Source organism: Citrobacter sp. MGH100 (assembly GCF_001034465.1).
Taxonomy (GTDB): Bacteria; Pseudomonadota; Gammaproteobacteria; order Enterobacterales; family Enterobacteriaceae; genus Citrobacter; species Citrobacter youngae.
Genome location: NZ_KQ089801.1, coordinates 1124538 through 1140524, shown reverse-complemented (window position 1 = coordinate 1140524; position 15987 = coordinate 1124538). Strand labels below are relative to the sequence as shown.

General features: G+C 47.3%; 11 protein-coding genes. All 11 read left to right on the top strand.

All coding sequences use genetic code 11. The features are described from left to right. Window positions 1-572: 572 nt before the first annotated feature. Window positions 573-1925 carry a histidine-histamine antiporter gene (gene hdcC, locus SK32_RS17050; RefSeq protein ID WP_048213364.1) on the top strand — a complete coding sequence of 451 codons (1353 nt, stop codon included), beginning with the start codon at window positions 573-575 and terminating at the stop codon, window positions 1923-1925. Between the two features lie 40 nt (window positions 1926-1965). Continuing rightward, on the top strand, window positions 1966-3102 hold the full coding sequence (locus tag SK32_RS17045) for a histidine decarboxylase (RefSeq protein WP_048213363.1): 1137 nt from the start codon (window positions 1966-1968) through the stop codon (window positions 3100-3102). A 212-nt stretch (window positions 3103-3314) separates the two neighbouring features. Continuing rightward, the gene (locus SK32_RS17040) at window positions 3315-4697 is read left to right on the top strand and encodes an amino acid permease (protein WP_048213362.1); all 1383 of its coding nucleotides are present in this window, start codon (window positions 3315-3317) and stop codon (window positions 4695-4697) included. Further along, window positions 4694-5962, top strand: a complete 1269-nt coding sequence (hisS, locus tag SK32_RS17035; protein WP_048213361.1) for a histidine--tRNA ligase — start codon at window positions 4694-4696, stop codon at window positions 5960-5962. Before SK32_RS17040 ends, hisS begins: the two co-directional genes overlap by 4 nt. Before the next feature lie 148 nt (window positions 5963-6110). Then, window positions 6111-7949: an ATP phosphoribosyltransferase regulatory subunit gene (locus tag SK32_RS17030; RefSeq protein ID WP_048213360.1), complete on the top strand. Its 1839-nt coding sequence runs from the start codon at window positions 6111-6113 to the stop codon at window positions 7947-7949. A gap of 674 nt (window positions 7950-8623) precedes the next feature. Continuing rightward, the gene (tdcA, locus tag SK32_RS17025) at window positions 8624-9562 is read left to right on the top strand and encodes a transcriptional regulator TdcA (protein ID WP_048213359.1); all 939 of its coding nucleotides are present in this window, start codon (window positions 8624-8626) and stop codon (window positions 9560-9562) included. Window positions 9563-9660: 98 nt separating this feature from the next. Further along, window positions 9661-10650: a bifunctional threonine ammonia-lyase/L-serine ammonia-lyase TdcB gene (gene tdcB / locus SK32_RS17020; RefSeq protein WP_048213358.1), complete on the top strand. Its 990-nt coding sequence runs from the start codon at window positions 9661-9663 to the stop codon at window positions 10648-10650. 22 nt (window positions 10651-10672) lie between these two features. Next, complete coding sequence (gene tdcC, locus SK32_RS17015) at window positions 10673-12004, top strand: threonine/serine transporter TdcC (RefSeq protein ID WP_005131699.1); 1332 nt, start codon at window positions 10673-10675, stop codon at window positions 12002-12004. 31 nt (window positions 12005-12035) lie between these two features. Next, entirely contained in the window at window positions 12036-13244 is a 1209-nt protein-coding gene (gene tdcD, locus SK32_RS17010; RefSeq protein ID WP_048213357.1) for a propionate kinase, read from the top strand. A 28-nt stretch (window positions 13245-13272) separates the two neighbouring features. Further along, window positions 13273-15567 carry a formate C-acetyltransferase gene (gene pflB / locus SK32_RS17005; protein WP_048213356.1) on the top strand — a complete coding sequence of 765 codons (2295 nt, stop codon included), beginning with the start codon at window positions 13273-13275 and terminating at the stop codon, window positions 15565-15567. A 13-nt stretch (window positions 15568-15580) separates the two neighbouring features. Further along, window positions 15581-15976 carry an enamine/imine deaminase gene (locus tag SK32_RS17000; protein ID WP_048213355.1) on the top strand — a complete coding sequence of 132 codons (396 nt, stop codon included), beginning with the start codon at window positions 15581-15583 and terminating at the stop codon, window positions 15974-15976. The last annotated feature ends 11 nt before the right edge of the window (window positions 15977-15987 follow it).

Genomic DNA, 15987 nt, shown 5'->3' with positions numbered 1-15987 from the left:
CGGCGGGGTTTTTGCTTTGTGAGACAGAATAGATGAATGACTGTCCACGACGCTATGCTCAAAAGAACGCGGCTTATCGGTCAGCTTCACTCTTTATAGAATCCCGCTCCGGCGGGGTTTTTGCTTTGTGTGGCGTAGCCCACAGGAAGTCATCATTCTGTCCGTTGTAACATAAATTATGTTCTCTCCTTTGAATTGCCATCTTCTACTTTATTCATATCAGAAATACCCGTTTTTGGCGTGATAAACAGGGTGTCTTTAAATTACTCATGATCTTTAACATTAAAGCAATACCATCAACAAAAAATTACATTATTAATAAATTATCGTCGTGATTTTTTTTCTGATTATTTTAGTGTCGCCTTTTCTTTATTCAGGTCGAATAAAAGGGGACAGAGTCAATTACTAATAAAATGGTTAAAAAGTAAGCGAAAAAACCGCTCAAAAAAAATTGATTCATTATTATTTTTGATTGTTGTCACAATAATGGACATTTCTATTCATAACAATGACCCACGAATTCAGTACGAATTTCCACTTATTGCAAAATTTTAAATTAATAGGAAACCATTATGGGAACAGTAAGCTCAGGCTCTGCTCATAAAATGGGAGTCATTGCCCTAACGTTAGTGACTGCATCAAATATGATGGGGTCTGGCGTATTTATGTTGCCAACTAATCTCGCAGGCATAGGCTCCATCTCAATATGGGGATGGGTATTTACCATCATCGGTGTTATTGCACTTGCATTAGTTTTCGCTAAAACCAGTTTAATTACACCTCGTACCGGCGGTATCGTTGCTTATGCCAGTGATGCCTTCGGCCCATTCATTGGGTTTCAGACAACAATGTGCTATTGGATCAGCGCATGGGTAGGTAACGTTGCATTATTGGTCGCAGGTGTCGGCTATCTCAGTTTCTTTTTCCCGGAGCTTAAAAATCCAACTTACGGTTGTATTGCCGCAATTATTATTCTGTGGGCATTTGTTTTCCTTGCTAGTTTTGGTGCCAAAGTTGCGGGGCGGGCACAATCCTTTACCGCAACCTGCGGGTTAATCGTAATATTAGGCGTAGGATTTATTGGGTGGTTCTGGTTTAACCCGTCGCTCTATACTGAAGTTTATAATGGAACGGGACATAGTGATTCCTCGGCAATTATTTCTGCTGCGTCGATTGCGCTATGGGGCTTCCTTGGTATTGAATCTGCAGTCGTTTCTACCGGTCAGGTCGAAGATCCTGAACGCACGGTTCCTCGGGCTACCGTTATGGGGTTATTAATCGCTTCCGTATGCTATGTTGGTAGCTGCACTGTTATTATGGGGTTGGTACCACATAATGTTCTGGTAGATTCAGCCGCACCTTTTGCTGATGCCGCACGCTATATGTTCGGTAATACGGCAGGGAACATTGCTTCCGCACTGAGCATCATTGCCTGCTTTGGCTCAATTTCAGGTTGGTTGATACTTCAGTCAGAAGGCCCGCGCGCAGGTGCTCAACAAGGACTTTTCCCGAAATTCTTTGAAGAAACCAACAAGCAAGATGTCCCGATGAAAAGCCTCGTTTTTACCGGTGTATTAATGAGTATTGTCTTGCTTCTGACGGCATCTCCGAATCTGGCGAAACAATTCCAGGCTGTAATCTTAATGTCGGTATTTGCTTCACTTCTGCCATATATGTACGCCCTGATTTCGCTTCCAATTATCCTTGTTTCAAAGAAAGCCAATCGTGGAAGATCGTTTATGTTTTACTGCACGTTGGTTGTTATTGGCATGATTTACTGCATTTTTGCTTTGCTTGGTTCTGGCAGCGACTCCATATTCTGGGGCATCTTGATGATGATGGTAACCATTCCATTGTTCTCATTTGTTGCTGCCGGGCGTAGTAAGAAAGGTCAGGATATTCTTTATTTAGATAAACGTATCTAAACGTATCCAACTGTATTGGTTTTATCCACGGGAGTTTAAAATGACATTATCTATTGTCGATCAGAATAAGCTCGATGCTTTTTGGTCATATTGCGTAAAAAATCAGTATTTTAATATAGGTTATCCGGAGTCAGCCGACTTCGATTACACGATACTGGAACGGTTTATGCGTTTCTCCATAAATAATTGTGGTGACTGGGGGGAGTATTGCAATTATTTGCTGAACTCGTTTGATTTTGAAAAAGAAGTAATGGAGTATTTCGCCAGTATTTTCAAAATCCCATTTGAAGAAAGCTGGGGTTACGTTACCAATGGGGGAACTGAAGGTAATATGTTTGGCTGCTATCTGGGGCGTGAACTGTTTCCAGAAGGTACGCTTTATTACTCGAAAGATACTCATTATTCCGTTGCGAAAATTGTTAAGTTGTTGCGCATTAAATCAAGTCTGGTGGAATCACAGCCGAATGGTGAGATGGACTATGATGATTTGATTCGTAAAATTCAACGCGATAACGAAGAACATCCGATTATTTTTGCAAATATCGGCACAACCGTTCGTGGCGCTATTGATAATATTGCTGAGATCCAACAACGGATTGGTCAACTGGGTATCAAACGTGACGATTATTATCTACACGCTGATGCTGCGTTGAGCGGTATGATTTTGCCGTTTGTGAACGATCCGCAGCCTTTTAACTTCGCTGATGGTATTGATTCTATTGGCGTTTCAGGCCACAAAATGATTGGTTCGCCTATTCCCTGCGGCATCGTGGTAGCGAAAAGGAAAAACGTTGATCGGATTTCTGTCGAAATTGATTACATCTCTGCACACGATAAAACCATTTCTGGTTCTCGTAATGGCCATACACCGCTAATGATGTGGGAAGCTATTCGCAGCCATTCCTGGAGCGACTGGCAACGCCGCATTGAACATAGCCTGAATATGGCGCAGTACGCAGTCGATCGCTTACAGGCTGCTGGTATTGATGCCTGGCGCAATAAAAACTCTATTACCGTGGTTTTCCCTTGTCCGTCAGAAGCTGTCTGGAAGAAGCACTGTCTGGCCACCTCCGGTGACATCGCTCACCTGATTACCACTGCGCACCACCTTGACTCCAGCAAGATTGATGAGCTGATTGACGATGTGATTGCTGACCTGAACCAGCAGGCCGCATGAAGAAAGGGCAGTGATAATCATCACTGCCCTCAGGGGCGGCGCAACCGATGCCGAGACCAATCATTATCGGTTGCGTCTATCAGGCTCTGTTCTTACAGAGCCTTCAACGAGATTAACGCTTTACCGATGGGTTGTAACGACAAACTTTGGCCCTGGACATGCGCGGGAGGAGTCCCGTTCATCTCACTATGATCTATTAAATGAGGACTGGCATGGATAAATGTTGCGCGAAGACAAACCAAATGGGTCTGCTTGCGCTGACCATGATGACAGCATCAAATATGATGGGTAGCGGTGTGTTTATGCTGCCTGCCACGCTTGCGAGAATAGGTTCAATCTCTGTCTGGGGATGGGGACTCGCGTTTTTAGCGATTGCTGCCCTGGCACTCATTTTCTGCAAAATGAGTGAGTTATTTCCGCGCAATGGCGGCATCATAGCCAGTATTACTGCCAGCTTTGGCCCCTTTATCGGCCTACAAATGACATTGTTCTATTGGTTGTCAACGTGGATTGGCAACTGCGCGCTGCTGTTAGCCGGCGTGGGATATCTCTCTTTCTTCTTCCCGGTATTACACAACCCACTTTATGGTACGACAGCATGCATAGTGCTGCTTTGGTGCTCTGTTCTTTGGGGATTACGTGGAGCGAAACGGGTTGGCTATATGCAAATGTTCACGGGCAGCTGCATGGTGCTGGTGATCCTCAGCATCGGCGTCATGGGCTGGGGACATTTTGACGTTGCGCGTTATCAGGCAGCCTGGAATCTTAGTGGCGTCAGTGATCATCAGGCAATCATTAACGCGGCAACTATCTCATTATGGGGTTTTCTGGGCATTGAATCTGCATCTGTCTCGTTTAGCCAAGTGAAAAACCCACGCCGCACAATACCTCTGGCCACCTTGTTAGGGTTGGGGCTCGCTGGGTTATGTTATGCCAGTTCAACCAATGTCATGATGGGGCTACTCCCCCATGATGTGCTGATGAACTCCTCCTCTCCTTTTGCCGACAGCGCAAAAGCAATGTGGGGAAGTACGGTTGGAGCGATTATTTCAGCCATGGTCGTTATCGCTTGCCTCGGGGCGATGCCTGGTTGGCAAATCCTGCAAACTGAAGTGCCCAGGGCTGCGGCGGAAGATAATTTACTCCCTGCTTTTTTTGCCCGTACTAACCGCCATGGTGTTCCCTGGTGTGGGTTGATTTTTACTGCAGCGCTGATGACTGCGCTCCTGCTATTCACATTGTCGCCAAATCTGCAGAACCAGTTCCAGAGCGTGATTACATTGGCCATCTCTGCCAGCTTACTCCCCTATGCATTTGCTGCAGTATCACTGCCGGTCATGATAGTTGTTCATCGCCGAGGAGGTGATGCCAGTTTCTGGAGTTATTGCTGCCTCAGCCTGGTTGCGTTGAGCTTTATTGCACTGGCGCTAATGACAGAGAGTGCCTCTACCGTGGTATGGGGCATTATTTTACAGATGATCACCATCCCTCTTTACCTTCTTTATGTTGCCCGGCGCCATCGTCTGAACAAGGGTGTCCCGCAGCACAATTTGACTGAACAATCTTTTTCTTTATTAAGCAAGGAGTTGTCATGAGCAAAATTCAGGCTATACGAGGTATGCGCGATGTGCTGCCTGACGAAACACCAATGTGGCAGTGGCTGGAACGTAAATTTCATCAAATGGCGTTTCGTTATGGATACCAGGAAATGCGTCTGCCGCTCCTGGAGCCCGTTGCGCTCTTTGAACGTGCGGTGGGTGAAGCGACCGATATCGTCTCAAAAGAAATGTACGATTTTACCGATAAAAGCGGTGAGCATATTACCTTGCGTCCGGAAGGGACCAGCGGATGTATGCGTGCGGTCCTGGAAAATAACATGTGTTACAACAAGTCACAGCGTTTGTGGTATCAGGGACCGATGTTTCGTTACGAGCGTCCGCAAAAAGGGCGGTTACGCCAGTTCACGCAGTTTGGCGTCGAAGCCTTCGGAATGTCCGGTGCCGATGTTGATGCTGAACTGATCTTTATGGTGCGCGATCTATTTGAAGATTTAGGCATATCACAGAACGTCCGGCTGGAAATTAACTCATTAGGGACGCCGGAAGAACGCCAGGCACATCGCAGGGAACTGGTGAGTTGGTTTACTCAACATAGAGACTTGTTGGACGAAGACAGCATCAAGCGTCTGGACGTAAACCCTCTGCGTATCCTCGATAGTAAAAACCCTGAAATGCAAGAAATGATAGAGAACGCACCTCGTTTACTGGATTTTCTGGAGGATGATTCACAGCGGCATTTCAATACGTTGCGGACTCTGCTCGACAATGCCGATATAACCTATCACATTAACCCACGCTTGGTGCGCGGGTTGGATTACTATTCACGCACTGTTTTTGAATGGATTACCGATGACTTAGGTTCTCAGGGGACAGTCTGTGGTGGTGGTCGTTATGATGGTCTGGCTGAGTTATTTAATGGTAAGAAATTGCCCGCCTGTGGGTTTGCCATAGGTATCGAACGATTGTTGCTTCTGCTGCAGACTGTTTATGACGGTCTGAATCCTCAGTGGCAATTCCATCCTGACGTTGTGATTACCAGCGAGCTGGAGGATGGGGGCATACAGGTGCAAGTGCTGGCTTGCGCGCTTCGTCGAGACTTGCCTGGTTTGCGTGTCCTCACTGATTGTAGCGGTACCAAACTTAAACGACAGCATCAAAATGCCCTTAAGAGCGGTTGTCGTTTTATTCTGACCATTAATGCTGATCAACAAATTCGTCTTTGGGATTTACAAAATAACCAGCAAAATTTACTAGCGATTCAAGATATTGCATTACGACTTGATGAGCTTAACCAGAAATAAGTGAACTGGGCTATCAAAAGGGCATCTTGTTGTCTTTTGGTAGCTCCTGTAAGATTCTCTAGAAATCCGAATATATTAACAGACGTGGCTTATGCACTAATAAAAAACACTATTTAGCCAACTTAAATATTATTTAAACATTATTCCTATGCCACGAAAAAACCGATTATTTATCGATGGAATTCCTCACCTCGTGCAATTGTGCGGGCATAATGATGAAACTATTTTTAAAGGTGAAGAAGATTACCAGTATTTTTATCAATGCGTCGATACTGCAATGAGTATCTATGCGGTAAGATTACATGCGTATTCACTTTCATCAAAGAAAATATTTTTATTTCTGTCCGCTCCTGATAAAGAATGCCTCGGGCGTTTTATGCAATATATCGCCAAAGGTTACACCCACTACTTCAACCACCGTCACCAACGCCATGGCACGCTTTGGGATAGTCGATACAATTGCTGCCCCGTCGAACCCAACGCCTATTTCTTACTGACAAAAAAATACGTTGAATGCCATTGCGTGGATGAAACTCCGCATCATAGTTTTGCTGATTCCCCCGAAGTGCGGATCACTCCCCATGAAGAGTACCTGCGCCTCGGAGAAAATGCGGCGCAGCGTTCCGGTGCCTACCAGCGCTTTTGCCTGGGGATGATTGTTCCGGCAGTCATTACGCGTATTGAGTCATCACTGGCGCAAAACTGCCTACTGGCAACGACACCTTACTCTCAGTCGCTGGAAGAAAAATATCAGCGGAATCTGCGGCCACGAAAAAGTGGTCGTCCACGTAAGCATTACCAGAACCCCGCCGCGGACTGGGAGTGGCTGGAAAAAAAAGCGGAGTATTTATTGCAGCAGTATTGCTACAAGGAGATCCGCATGCCGCTTCTTGAAAGGCTGGAAGAAAACGCTACGAGGTCTTTTTCCGGTGAAAGTGATGAGCTAATGCTTAATCATCAGGCGTTATTTCGCGGTGATGGAACGATGGGCTGTCTACGGCTTTTATCGCAATATCAGAATTTACAAATTGGCACACGATTATGGTATCTGGGGGCAATGTTCCGCCGTCAGAACCAGCAGAACATCAGCCAATTTCATCAATTGGGCGTGGAAGCGTTTGGCTATCCAGATATTGGCATTGAGATTGAACTCATTTCCTTACAGTACGATTTTTTCAAATCGCTACAACTGTTGCCGTTTGTCGAACTCAAAATCAATACATTAGGCAATGTCGAAGAGTTCACTCAATTTCGCCGTCACTTGCAGCAATACTATCAGCCGCTGGCATCACTGCTTAATGCCAGACAGTTAGCTTGCCTGGAGCAACATCCTGAGCGCTTACTGAGTGATAAAGATAATTTGATGCTGCGGCTGGCAGAAAAGGCACCGCAACTTGAAGCATGCCTGTCATTACAATCCCGTCAGCGTTTTACGCACCTTTGCGACTCACTGACTGCACTGAATATCCCTTTTACCCACGATAAAAATCTCTTCCCCGTAAATGACTATAACGACCAGCTTTTTGAATGGTATGCGGATTCGTTGCATCACAATAAATTACTGTGTCGGGGCGGGCGTTACGACAATAGCGCCAGTCGGCTAATTGGGCATCCTGTCTCTGCATGCGGCTTCGCTTTCATGCTGGAACCGATTATGCAGTTGCTTACCGCTACGAAAAAAAGCAGCGATTATGCTAAGCATGTCGATGTTGTCATCATACCCAGCCAGGAACGGGCACGGGATCAGGCAATACTACTTGGCCGCCGGCTCAGGCGTAATTTCCCGCATTTGAGCATTGTCAATGACTGCTCCACGCTACGCTTATCGACCCGGCAGAAGAACGCGCAACGCCAGGGAGCACGTTTTATTTTGCTTATAGACGGCAGCGACAATGAGGTCACTTTTTGTGATGAAGAAAACCATTGCTGGGTGCAAATCCCCCTTCATGAAGTGACAGCGCATTTAAGTATGGCGTTAATGATGTAACCCGGTGGCTCGCAATGAGAAGTGGCCTTCCCTTTATTGAAGGGGATAACGTTCTTTATCTGGTAAAAGGTACTGGTGGATATTTCCCGTTTTGTGACAACCAACACAAAACGCTGTGCGATACGTTTCTCTCGAGAATAAATGAACGCAATCGATCGCCATCACAAAATTACACGCTGATAAATCGTACAAAATCAGTGTTAATATAATGTTGCATATGATAATTTTATGTATGATTTAGTTTAAATATTAATAAATGCAATGTTTCTTTACAAACAAATAAGGCGAAAAAATGTGATGCATGGCGTTATTTATTCATGGTTACAATTAAAATATAATTAAATTTGATAAGTTGCTTATTAAATTTAAGCATCATTTTGCCGGATAATTGCTCTGTAATTGATTGAAATATAGCCTTTCACGATTTTTGGAAATAGCGGAAAAAACAGGTGTGTTATTGCCATAAAATTCCGTTATCCCCCCATCTTTTTTTGATTAAAGTCAGGTTAAAGTGAGATCGTGTTTTTATAATTTGTTGATTATAAAGAGTTTTATTGTTTAATAATAATCTTACAAAATGTAAGTGAAGGGGATTTGTGAGTGGTCGCACATATCCTCGATTGCTTAATTTGGTACACTTCCTGCCGTCAACAAAGTAATTAACGCAGGTCGATATGAATACTATTACTCTCCCTAAAACACAGCATTTAGTGGTCTTTCAGGAAGTCATTAGAAGTGGTTCTATCGGCTCGGCTGCAAAAGAATTAGGTTTAACTCAACCCGCTGTCAGCAAAATCATTAACGATGTTGAGGCTTATTTTGGCATTGAGTTAGTCGTACGTAAAAATACCGGTGTGACACTGACCCAGGCAGGTCAGGTGATGCTTTCATGGTCTGAATCCATTACCCGCGAAATGAAAAACATGGTTGATGAGATGAACAGCATGACCAGCAACGCGGTCGTTGATGTGTCGTTTGGCTTCCCTTCACTGATCGCCTTTACCATCATGTCCGGCATGATAAAAAAATTTAAAGAGGTGTTCCCGAAAGCGCAGGTTTCCATGTATGAGGCTCAGCTCTCCTCTTTCTTACCTGCGGTACGCGATGGGCGTCTGGATTTCGCCATTGGTACGCTAAGTGATGAGATGAAACTGCAGGACCTCCATGTTGAGCCGCTTTTTGAGTCAGAGTTTATTCTGGTGGCCAGTAAGTCCCGAACATGCACCGGCATCACCTCGCTGAGCGCGTTGAAAAACGAACAGTGGGTGTTGCCACAAACGAATATGGGTTACTACAGCGAACTTCTCACCACGTTACAAAATAATGGCATCAGCAGTGAAAACATCGTTAAAACAGACTCCGTTGTCACGATTTATAATCTTGTTCTCAATGCTGATTTCTTAACAGTAATTCCCTGTGATATGACCGCCCCATTTGGTTCAGACCAGTTTATTACTATCCCGGTAGAAGAAGCCTTACCGGTTGCACGTTATGCCGCCGTTTGGTCTAAAAATTATCGAATAAAAAAAGCAGCATCTATTTTGGTTGAATTAGCCAAAGAATATTCATCATATAATTCTTGTAGGCGAAAGCAATTAATTGAAATTGATTAAAGATTGAACTTGTTCTAATGAGAAATTAACGCCATCGGTCTATATCAGACGTTGGTCACGGCTATCTATTTACTTTAATACCCAGGTAAGAGGTTCTAATGCACATTACATACGATCTCCCAGTTGCAATTGAAGATATCCTCGAAGCGAAAAAAAGACTGGCGGGGAAAATTTATAAAACGGGAATGCCTCGCTCTAACTATTTTAGTGAACGTTGCAAAGGGGAAATTTTCCTCAAGTTTGAAAACATGCAGCGTACCGGTTCATTTAAAATCCGTGGCGCTTTTAACAAGCTCAGTTCCTTAACTGAAGCAGAAAGAATGAAGGGCGTGGTGGCGTGTTCTGCGGGTAACCATGCACAGGGCGTTTCTCTCTCCTGCGCCATGCTCGGCATCGACGGCAAAGTGGTGATGCCGAAAGGCGCGCCGAAGTCTAAAGTGGCGGCAACCTGCGATTATTCCGCAGAAGTTGTGCTGCACGGCGACAACTTCAACGACACCATCGCGAAGGTCAGCGAGATTGTGGAAACGGAAGGCCGTATCTTTATTCCGCCATACGATGACCCGAAAGTTATTGCGGGCCAGGGAACGATTGGCCTGGAAATTTTAGAAGATCTGTACGATGTCGATAACGTGATTGTACCAATTGGCGGTGGCGGACTGATTGCGGGTATTGCCGTAGCAATTAAATCTATCAACCCAACAATTAGAATTATTGGTGTGCAGTCTGAAAACGTTCACGGCATGGCGGCATCTTTCCACGCTGGAGAAATAACCACGCACCGAACGACCGGCACCCTGGCGGATGGTTGTGACGTCTCTCGCCCGGGTACTTTAACGTATGAAATTGTTCGTGAGTTGGTGGATGACATTGTCCTGGTCAGCGAAGATGAAATTCGCAACAGCATGGTGGCATTAATTCAGCGAAATAAAGTTGTGACTGAAGGTGCCGGTGCGCTGGCATGCGCAGCATTATTAAGCGGGAAATTAGATAGCTATATCCAGAACAGAAAAACAGTCAGCATTATTTCTGGCGGTAATATCGACCTTTCTCGTGTATCTCAAATTACTGGTTTAGTTGACGCTTAATATACTTCGTTGAGGATAGGATATGAGTACTACTGATAGCATTGTATCCAGCCAGACAAAACAGTCGTCCTGGCGCAAATCGGACACCACCTGGACACTGGGTTTATTTGGTACAGCCATTGGCGCAGGGGTGCTGTTCTTCCCTATCCGCGCAGGTTTTGGCGGACTGATCCCCATTCTGATCATGCTGGTGTTAGCATACCCCATCGCCTTCTATTGCCACCGTGCGCTGGCACGCCTGTGTCTTTCCGGTTCTAATCCTTCCGGTAACATCACAGAAACGGTTGAAGAGCACTTTGGTAAAACGGGCGGCGTGGTTATCACGTTCCTCTACTTCTTTGCGATTTGTCCGCTGCTGTGGATTTATGGCGTCACCATTACCAACACCTTTATGACCTTCTGGGAAAACCAGTTGCAGATGCCCGCGTTAAACCGTGGCTTTGTCGCTCTGTTCCTGCTGCTGTTGATGGCATTCGTCATCTGGTTCGGTAAAGATCTGATGGTTAAAGTGATGAGCTATCTGGTATGGCCGTTTATCGCCAGCCTGGTGCTTATTTCTCTGTCTCTGATCCCTTACTGGAACTCTGCGGTTATCGATCAGGTTGACCTCAGCAATATCGCACTGACTGGCCATGACGGCATCCTGGTTACCGTATGGCTGGGTATTTCCATCATGGTGTTCTCTTTCAACTTCTCGCCAATCGTTTCTTCCTTCGTGGTCTCTAAACGCGAAGAGTATGAGAAAGATTTCGGTCGCGAATTTACCGAGCAGAAATGTTCCAAAATCATCTCCCGCGCCAGTATGCTGATGGTTGCCGTGGTTATGTTCTTCGCCTTTAGCTGCCTGTTTACGCTGTCTCCGGCAAATATGGCGGATGCGAAAGCACAGAACATTCCAGTACTGTCTTACCTGGCGAACCACTTCGCGTCACTGTCCGGTACGAAGTCCACCTTCGCGACCGTTCTGGAGTACGGTGCTTCTATCATCGCCCTGGTCGCTATCTTCAAATCTTTCTTCGGCCACTATCTGGGTACGCTGGAAGGTCTGAACGGTCTGGTGCTGAAGTTTGGTTACAAAGGCGATAAAACGAAAGTTTCCGTCGGCAAACTGAACACCATCAGCATGATCTTCATCATGGGCTCCACCTGGGTTGTGGCTTACGCCAACCCGAACATCCTGGACCTGATTGAAGCAATGGGCGCGCCGATTATCGCCTCACTGCTCTGCCTGCTGCCGATGTATGCCATCCGTAAAGCGCCGTCACTGGCGAAATACCGTGGCCGTCTGGATAACGTGTTTGTTACCGCGATTGGTCTGCTGACCATCCTGAACATTGTCTACAAACTGTTTTAATCCTTAAGCTCAGGATGAGCGGAGTAGTGAAATGAATGAGTTTCCGGTAGTACTGGTTATTAACTGTGGTTCATCCTCCATTAAATTCTCAGTGCTGGATGCAGCAAACTGTGATGTTTTACTGGCGGGAATTGCAGACGGTATTAACTCTGAAAATGCGTTCATAGCAATTAATGGAGGAGAGCCAGCTAAGCTGGCTCACCACAGCTACGAAGACGCATTAAAAGCCATTGCCGTTGAACTGGAGAAACGTAATTTAATGGACAGCGTGGCCTTAATTGGCCACCGCATTGCCCACGGCGGAAATATCTTTACCGAATCAGCCATTATTACTGATGAAGTTATCGAAAATATCCGCCGGGTCTCTCCTTTAGCACCGTTACATAATTATGCGAACTTAAGCGGAATCGAATCTGCTCAGCATCTTTTCCCTGGCCGGCAGCAGGTTGCGGTATTTGATACCAGCTTCCACCAGACGATGGCGCCTGAAGCGTATTTGTACGGTTTACCGTGGAAATATTTCGAAGAGTTGGGCGTTCGTCGTTACGGCTTCCACGGCACGTCGCATCGCTATGTTTCTCAACGTGCGCATGAGCTGCTTGAGCTACCGCACGATGATTCTGGCCTGGTTGTGGCTCACCTCGGGAATGGGGCGTCTATCTGTGCGGTGCGTAATGGACAGAGCGTGGATACCTCGATGGGGATGACGCCGCTGGAAGGCCTGATGATGGGGACACGCAGCGGTGATGTGGACTTCGGTGCGATGGCGTGGATCGCCAGTGAAACCAACCAGACGCTAAGCGACCTTGAACGCGTAGTGAATAAGGAATCTGGCCTGCTGGGTATTTCCGGTTTGTCGTCCGACTTACGTACGCTGGAAAAAGCCTGGCACGAGGGACATGAGCGTGCGCAACTGGCGATTAAAACGTTTGTGCATCGTATCGCGCGTCATATCGCCGGGCATGCCGCATCGCTGCATCGTCTTGATGGGATTATTTTCACCGGTGGAATAGGTGAAAACTCGGTATTAATTCGCCGCCTGGTGATTGAGCACCTTGCTGTTTTAGGTGTGAATATCGACAGTGAAATGAATAGTCTGCCAAATTCCCATGGCGAAAGAATTATCTCCAATAAAGATGCTCATGTTATTTGTGCGGTTATTCCCACGAATGAAGAGAAAATGATTGCGCGTGATGCCATTGCGTTAGGCAAAATTAATACACCAGTAGAATTTGCATAATTAATTTTCAGCAGAGAGATTATTTTTCATGAAGGTAAATATCGATACCAGCGATATGCTGTATGCCGAAGCCTGGAATGGCTTTAAAGGTACGGACTGGAAAGAAGAAATTAATGTCCGTGATTTTATTCAGCACAACTATACACCTTATGAAGGGGATGAATCTTTCCTCGCCGAAGCCACGCCTGCGACCACAGCATTGTGGGAAAAAGTCATGGCGGGCATCCGTATTGAAAACTCGACGCATGCGCCGGTTGATTTTGATACCAATATTGCGACGACAATTACCGCACACGATGCGGGTTATATTGAACAGGAACTGGAAAAAATCGTCGGTCTGCAAACGGATAAGCCACTCAAGCGTGCTCTGCATCCGTTTGGCGGCATCAACATGATCAAAAGCTCTTTTGATGCTTATGGCCGTGAAATGGATGCTGATTTTGAGTACCAGTTTACTGAACTGCGTAAAACCCATAACCAGGGTGTATTCGACGCCTACTCTCCGGATATGCTGCGCTGCCGTAAATCCGGCGTGCTGACCGGTCTGCCGGACGGCTATGGTCGTGGCCGTATCATCGGTGACTATCGCCGCGTCGCGCTGTACGGTATCCGCTACCTGGTGCGCGAGCGTGAACTGCAGTTTGCCGATCTCCAGTCGAACCTGGAGTGGGGGCAGAATCTTGAAGCCACGATTCGCCTGCGTGAAGAGCTGTCTGAACATCGCCGCGCCCTGCTGCAAATGCAGGAAATGGCGGCGAAATATGGCTGCGATATCTCCCGCCCGGCGCGTAATGCGCAGGAAGCGGTGCAGTGGGTGTACTTTGCTTATCTGGCTGCGGTGAAATCGCAGAACGGCGGCGCGATGTCGCTGGGTCGCACCGCATCGTTCCTCGACATCTACATTGAGCGCGATTTCAAAGCGGGAATTTTAGACGAGCAGCAGGCGCAGGAGCTGATCGACCACTTCATTATGAAGATCCGTATGGTACGCTTCCTGCGTACGCCGGAATTCGACACCCTGTTCTCAGGCGACCCTATCTGGGCGACCGAAGTTATCGGCGGTATGGGGCTGGATGGCCGCACGCTGGTGACGAAAAACTCGTTCCGCTACCTGCATACGCTGCACACTATGGGCCCGGCACCTGAGCCGAACCTGACGGTGCTGTGGTCTGAACAGCTACCGATTGCCTTCAAAAAATATGCCGCCCAGGTGTCGATCATCACCTCGTCTTTACAGTACGAAAACGACGATTTGATGCGTGCCGACTTTGACAGCGATGACTATGCCATTGCCTGCTGCGTCAGCCCGATGGTTATCGGCAAACAAATGCAGTTCTTCGGTGCACGTGCCAACCTCGCCAAAACGTTGCTGTACGCAATCAACGGCGGCGTGGATGAGAAGCTGAAAATCCAGGTCGGGCCGAAAACGGCACCGCTGATGGATGACGTGCTGGACTACGACACGGTGATGGAGAGCCTGGACCACTTTATGGACTGGCTGGCCGTGCAGTACATCAGCGCGCTGAACATCATCCACTACATGCACGACAAGTACAGCTACGAAGCCTCGCTGATGGCGCTGCACGATCGTGATGTCTATCGCACGATGGCCTGCGGCATGGCGGGTCTGTCCGTAGCGGCGGATTCTCTGTCGGCTATTAAGTACGCCCGCGTGAAACCGATTCGCGATGAAAACGGCCTGGCAATTGATTTCGAAATCGAAGGCGACTATCCGCAATACGGCAACAACGACGAGCGCGTGGACAGCATTGCCTGCGACCTGGTCGAACGCTTTATGAAGAAAATTAAGGTGTTGCCAACTTACCGTAACGCGGTGCCGACGCAGTCCATCCTGACCATCACTTCCAACGTAGTGTACGGACAGAAAACCGGTAACACGCCGGACGGACGTCGCGCAGGTACGCCGTTTGCGCCAGGGGCGAACCCGATGCATGGCCGCGATCGTAAAGGTGCGGTGGCGTCGTTAACCTCGGTCGCCAAACTGCCGTTTACCTATGCCAAAGACGGTATCTCGTACACCTTCTCCATTGTGCCGGCAGCGCTGGGCAAAGAGGACAGCGTACGTAAAACCAACCTGGTCGGTCTGCTGGACGGTTACTTCCATCATGAAGCGCATGTGGAAGGCGGGCAGCATCTGAACGTTAACGTCATGAACCGTGAAATGTTGATGGATGCCATTGAGCACCCGGAAAACTATCCGAACCTGACGATCCGCGTGTCTGGCTATGCGGTGCGCTTCAACGCGCTGACCCGCGAACAGCAGCAGGATGTTATTTCACGTACTTTCACCCAGGCGCTCTGACGCCGGAGGGACTATGAGAAAAGTTATTGCAACCGAATGTGCGCCAGGGGCGATTGGGCCTTACGTACAGGGTGTGGATCTGGGCAGCATGGTATTGACGTCAGGTCAAATCCCGGTGTGTCCACAGACCGGTGAAGTGGCGGAAAACGTAGCCGATCAGGCGCGTCAAAGCCTGGAGAACGTGAAAGCGATTGTCGAGTCTGCAGGTTTGAAAGTGAGCGATATCGTGAAGACCACCGTTTTCGTTTCCGACCTGAACGACTTCGCCACCATCAATCAGGTGTACCAGCAGTTCTTTGATGAGCATAAGGCAATCTACCCTACGCGCAGCTGCGTGCAGGTCGCCCGCTTACCAAAGGATGTGAAGCTGGAGATTGAAGCCATCGCCGTACGTGGCGACATGCTGTAATCCCTTGCGGG